The sequence below is a fragment of the Armatimonadota bacterium genome (genome assembly GCA_035527535.1).
Classification (GTDB): Bacteria; Armatimonadota; Hebobacteria.
Map to the genome: position 1 here is coordinate 1 of DATLAK010000035.1, position 4817 is coordinate 4817.

Sequence of the window (4817 nt, forward strand, 5' to 3'; positions counted from 1 at the left end):
GGCCGGCACGCTGCTGCTGGCGGGCGTCATCACCGGCGGCGACGTCACCGTCGGCCCGCTCGACGCCGAGCAGCTCCAGTGCTTCCTGGACAAGCTGAGCGAGGCGGGGGTGGAGGTGACGGTCGAGGGGCAGAATCTGCGCGCGCGTTGCCCCGCTCGCCCGCGCGCGGTGGACATCGTCACCGGCCCGCACCCCTCCTTCCACACCGATCTGCAGCCGCAGATGGGGGCGATGCTGTGCCTGGCCCAGGGCACGAGCGTGATGCAGGAGACCATCTACGACGGACGCCTGCCGCACGTGGACGAGCTGCGTCGCATGGGCGCCGACATCAAGGTCGTAGATCAGACCGCCATCATCACCGGCGTCGAGCGCCTGACGGGAGCGGTGGTCCAGGCGATGAACATCCGCGCCGGCGCGGCGGTGATGCTGGCGGGCCTGGCGGCCGAGGGCGTGACCGAGGTCGTGGGGTGCCACCACATTGACCGCGGCTACGCCCATCTCGAGCACAAGCTGGTCGCCCTCGGCGCCGCCATCACCGGGCGCAACCAGCGGAGGCCGCCGTGTCCGCCTTGAGCCTGGCGCGGGGTCTGGGCCTGAACTGCGAGCTGGGGGTGGACCTGGGCACCTCCAACGTCGCCATCTACGTGCGGGGGCGCGGAATCGCGCTGCGCGAGCCGTGCGTGGTCGCGGTCAGCAAGGACACGGGGGCAGTGCTGGCCGCGGGCGAGGAGGCGCGACAGATGCTGGGGCGCACTCCCGCCAGCGTCATCGCCAGCCGTCCGCTGCGCGATGGGGTGGTGGCGGATTTCACCATCGCCCACAAGATGCTCAAGCACCTGTTTCGGCGCGTGTGCGGACGCCGGCTGATGAAACCGGTGGCGGTGCTCGCGGTGCCCTCCGACGCGACCAGCGTGGAGCGCCGCGCGGTGCTGGAGGCGGCCACCGCCGCCGGCGCCAAGCGCGCCCTCCCGCTCGAGGGCTCGGTCGCGGCCGCCATCGGCGCAGGGCTGCCGGTCATGGGCGCCACCGGCAGCCTGGTGGTGACCATCGGCGGGGGGGTCACCGACATCGCCGTCGTCTCGCTGGGCGGCATCGTCGTCAGCGACTGCGTGCGCGTCGGCGGCGAGAAAATGGACGAGATCCTGGTGCGCCACCTCAAGCGCGAGCACAACCTCATGATCGGCGAGCGCACCGCGGAGGAGATCAAGATCGCCATCGGCTCGGCCTGGCCGCTGGAGGAGCAGCGGGAGATGGCGGCGCGCGGTCGCGACCTGGTGACGGGCCTGCCGAAGACCGTGGTCATCAACTCGACCGAGGTGTGCGAGGCGCTGTCCGAGGTCGTGGTCCTCATCGTCGAGCGCATCAAGGCGCTGCTCGAGAACACCCCGCCCGAGCTCGCCGCCGACATCATTGACCACGGCATTACGCTGGCCGGCGGCGGGGCGCTGCTGCGCGGCCTCGACCAGCGCATCGCCCACCACACCCAGGTGCCGGTGCGCGTCGCCGACGACCCCACCTCCTGCGTCGCCATCGGCGCAGGGCATTACCTCGACCTGATGAAGAACCTCCCCCCGCCCCGCGCCACCGCCTGGCGCATGGAGGCGGGATAGGCGCGAGGATGGAGCACAGGCGCCCTCGCCTGTGAGAGAACTGGGGCGATGCGGGACATGACCCACTTGCACCCCTATCAGCGCTCCCCGGTCAATAGTCAGTTCGTGCGGCCCTACGACGGCGGCTCCGGCCCGGATTGATCGGCCCCTGATCGGGAAAGGGGGCGTTCGACTGGCGAGTACACGTCAACCCCAAACACCGCCTTTCCGCTGGGCAGGCTGGGAGCAGTGTAAACGATGACCAGCCTCGCTACAACCCCCCGGGGCATCCCCGGAAGCCGGGGCACAAAGCAGAAATACGCGGGCCGCCAGTCCCCACATTCGCGCGACCATTTCCTCCCAGCCTCGGCAGCCGCCAAGCGACTGATGGCGAACGCCTCGATGAAGTCCGCCCGTTGCGATTGTGTCAATGCGTAATACGATATTCGATAGCGCTTGCTCAGCGCTATCCGCATCAGTTCCCGCCGGGACAGGCTGTGCGTCAGCCGCGCGAGCGGCACAACACAGCGATCTCCCCATTCCACGGATTGTTGGATGCTTGCCGGCGTGATCTTGGTGCGCGCCGCGAGCAGTTCCCGCGAGCGATACACCGAGGAAATCGCCCACCATGCTCCCCCCACCAGCGCCGCGCTCGCGATGACTATCACTGCGACGGCGATTGCCATCCGTGCGCGCCGGGACAGCGGCGGCAACCAGCGGCGGCGCGGCCGGTTCCTTGACGCCCATCCCGCTCCGAGTTTCAGGCTCATCGCCTTGCACCCCGTCGAGCGCTAGCGAGTGGGGCGAATCTGCGGAAGGCGCCCGTCCCCCACGCACTCGTCAGAATTGCCCTTGCCCGCCCCGTATGGAATCTCGCTCGCAGCCCAGAATTCCGGCCTTTCATGCCTCAACCTCTCCCAGAATGTGTGCATCTCGCAGTCAATCTTGGGCGGTATATATGGCGATCCCGTGCACAGGTAGTTGGTGGCGGGACATCCTCCCATGCACGTGTTCCTGTGCGCGCACTTCATGCACTTGTACCTGATCACATCGCGGTCGTCGGTCAGTTGCTGGCGTGTACGCTCAGCGACCAATCCCACATCCACGTGACCAAGCCAGAACGTGCGCTGGATACCAGCCTTATCAATGAACCTGGAGCACGGATAGATGTCACCGGAGGGCATTACGGCGATCTTGTCGCGTCCAGCCTCGCAACCCCACCAGTCGGACTTGTCCGCGTCATGCCGGGAGTCTTTCTCGAAAACCGTTAACCGCACCGGCCGGCGCGCCGCTCTCAGGCGCTGATACGCTTCTCCGACCGCCACCCATTGCTCCTGAAGCAGATGAATCGCCCCCGCAGTCCATGGGCTCGCTAAGTCCCTTCCAATAAGGAACTGGTTGACTCCCTGCTCGACCAGCGTGGTGACCCCCTGGGCCAGGAGGTGCACATTAGTCGGGGTGAGGGTCATGCGCGCTCCAAGCCAACCTTGCGTTCGTTTCAGCATGGGCACCCACTTGACGATCTCGTCGAACGACCCTTTCCCATCCGCAAACTTGCGGTGTATGTCGTGCGACTCACGGCACCCATCAACGCTCAACAGGAACTTCAGCCCCCGCCGAAGACAGAACTCGACCACACGCGGAGAGAGCAGCGTCCCGTTGGTGGTCATGGCCCAGCCGATCCTTTTCCCAAGCGCGGATGCCCTTTCCATAGCGTAGCCCATTATCTGCCGGACCAAGTCGAACTCCAGGAGCGGCTCTCCGCCAAACAGGGTCACTGCGACTTTCTCAGCTTGCCCGCAATCGTCCAGGACGAAATCTATCGCGCGCTTCGCGGTGTCCAACGACATGCAGCGCGGATTCTTGGGAACCCAGCAATAGTCGCAGCGCAGGTTGCAGTCCTCCGTCACGAACAACTCGAGCTTGCGTATATTGGGCCGTTGGACCCGCGCGAGCTCCGCCGCGAAGCGCTGCGCCAGCGTCCGCAGGTCTTCGGGGCTCAGGTCTTTCAGCGATTGGTCAATCGTGGCCAGACTCATAAGTCCGTTCTCCTATTGCAGCTCGCATCAGCCTCGGGGCCGCAATCCCTGTTCCGGGCATAGGCTGCCCCTTCGCGGCGATCACTCCACCGCCTCAGTGTTCGTCGGGTTTAACAAACGGGCTGGGGATCACATCGGTGATGTCATGCTGCATGGGCATCCACTTGACTGTGCCGTCTATGAAGGCAACATTGAACCCACCCGAATGCCAGGACGGCAGGAGGGGCGCATCCTTCCTTGGCGAGAACCGCCGGTAATGGCGTGCGTCGCAAGCGACGATGTAATGATATTTGGCCGCCGAATCGTTGACGCTCAGAATATCGGGAGGCGCCACATGGCCGCTCGGGTCAATATTGACACCGACAATCTCATCCCAGCCGAAGTAACAATAGCTGGTCCGCCAGTGTTGCACCTGGTCACGGATGACGTATTTCCCTCGGTCGGGGTCCGATGGGCAGAACCATATAGCAGGCGGGGCGCCATAGGGCGCCAGCGCCTCGATCGTCATCCGCGGGCGAGGATCATCCTGTGGAAGATCAGCTGGGGGCCAACAGGGAGTCGTCGTGGGTCTGAAAGGTGGCACGCCGTCATAATCTTCGGCGTAGAGGCGAACAGCCTGCGCTATCTGACGCAGGTTCGACATGCACGTGGCCTGTCTGCCCTTGGAGGATGACGCCCACAAGGCCGACATGATCAGCCCCGCGAGCACGGCGATGATGACGATTACGACGAGCAGCTCGACCAGCGTCAGACCCCGCACGTCCGGAGCCTCGCTGTGCGCGCGCACCAAACCGACGCGCGCGCGACGCCCTCGATGGCCCCCCGACAACTCATCCGCTGGTGGCCTACCCACCCACCCATCGCCGAAGCACACCATAATCGCAACTCCCTTCTCACGTCCGGTGAGCGCCCGGCGCCGCGGGCAAAGCAAAGCGGCCCGCACCCCAATAAGGGATACGAGCCGCACCATATCGCCCGGGCGGATTGAGCGCCCGACGATTCAGATTATCGGTTTCCCGGCAGGGCCTGCTCACGCTCGTGGACCTCCCTATTGAGTCTCGCATAATACCTTATATAGTTCAGGATAGAGTCCAGAGTGTTTGAGGAAAGCGAAAGCCAGGTCGTCTGTGCGCCGCACCCGCCGGATGCCGCGTCGCACTTGTGCCTCCAACTGGCACAGGTCGTCGG

5 protein-coding genes are annotated in these 4817 nt (G+C 65.4%); 2 read left to right on the top strand and 3 right to left on the bottom strand.

Annotated elements, in window-relative coordinates:
• Positions 1-574 (top strand): UDP-N-acetylglucosamine 1-carboxyvinyltransferase (locus tag VM221_02005; protein ID HUT73592.1); only part of this gene is annotated, 574 nt, incomplete at its 5' end.
• Positions 562-1611: a rod shape-determining protein gene (locus tag VM221_02010; GenBank protein ID HUT73593.1), complete on the top strand. Its 1050-nt coding sequence runs from the start codon at positions 562-564 to the stop codon at positions 1609-1611. The genes VM221_02005 and VM221_02010, both read left to right, overlap by 13 nt.
• 113 nt (positions 1612-1724) lie before the next feature.
• Here the strand turns inward: VM221_02010 and VM221_02015 are convergent, their stop codons facing one another.
• The 3 genes from VM221_02015 to VM221_02025 form a co-directional block, all read right to left on the bottom strand.
• Positions 1725-2276: a hypothetical protein gene (locus tag VM221_02015; protein ID HUT73594.1), complete on the bottom strand. Its 552-nt coding sequence runs from the start codon at positions 2274-2276 to the stop codon at positions 1725-1727.
• A gap of 105 nt (positions 2277-2381) precedes the next feature.
• The gene (locus VM221_02020; GenBank protein HUT73595.1) at positions 2382-3629 is read right to left on the bottom strand and encodes a radical SAM protein; all 1248 of its coding nucleotides are present in this window, start codon (positions 3627-3629) and stop codon (positions 2382-2384) included.
• A gap of 94 nt (positions 3630-3723) precedes the next feature.
• Entirely contained in the window at positions 3724-4506 is a 783-nt protein-coding gene (locus VM221_02025; GenBank protein ID HUT73596.1) for a type II secretion system protein, read from the bottom strand.
• Between the last annotated feature and the right edge of the window lie 311 nt (positions 4507-4817).

Excerpts from the sequence above, each read along its gene's own strand:
- VM221_02025 (HUT73596.1), bottom strand. The coding sequence starts at position 4,506 with ATGGTGTGCTTCGGCGATGGGTGGGTGGGTAGGCCACCAGCGGATGAG.
- VM221_02020 (HUT73595.1), bottom strand. The coding sequence starts at position 3,629 with ATGAGTCTGGCCACGATTGACCAATCGCTGAAAGACCTGAGCCCCGAA.
- VM221_02015 (HUT73594.1), bottom strand. The coding sequence starts at position 2,276 with ATGGCAATCGCCGTCGCAGTGATAGTCATCGCGAGCGCGGCGCTGGTG.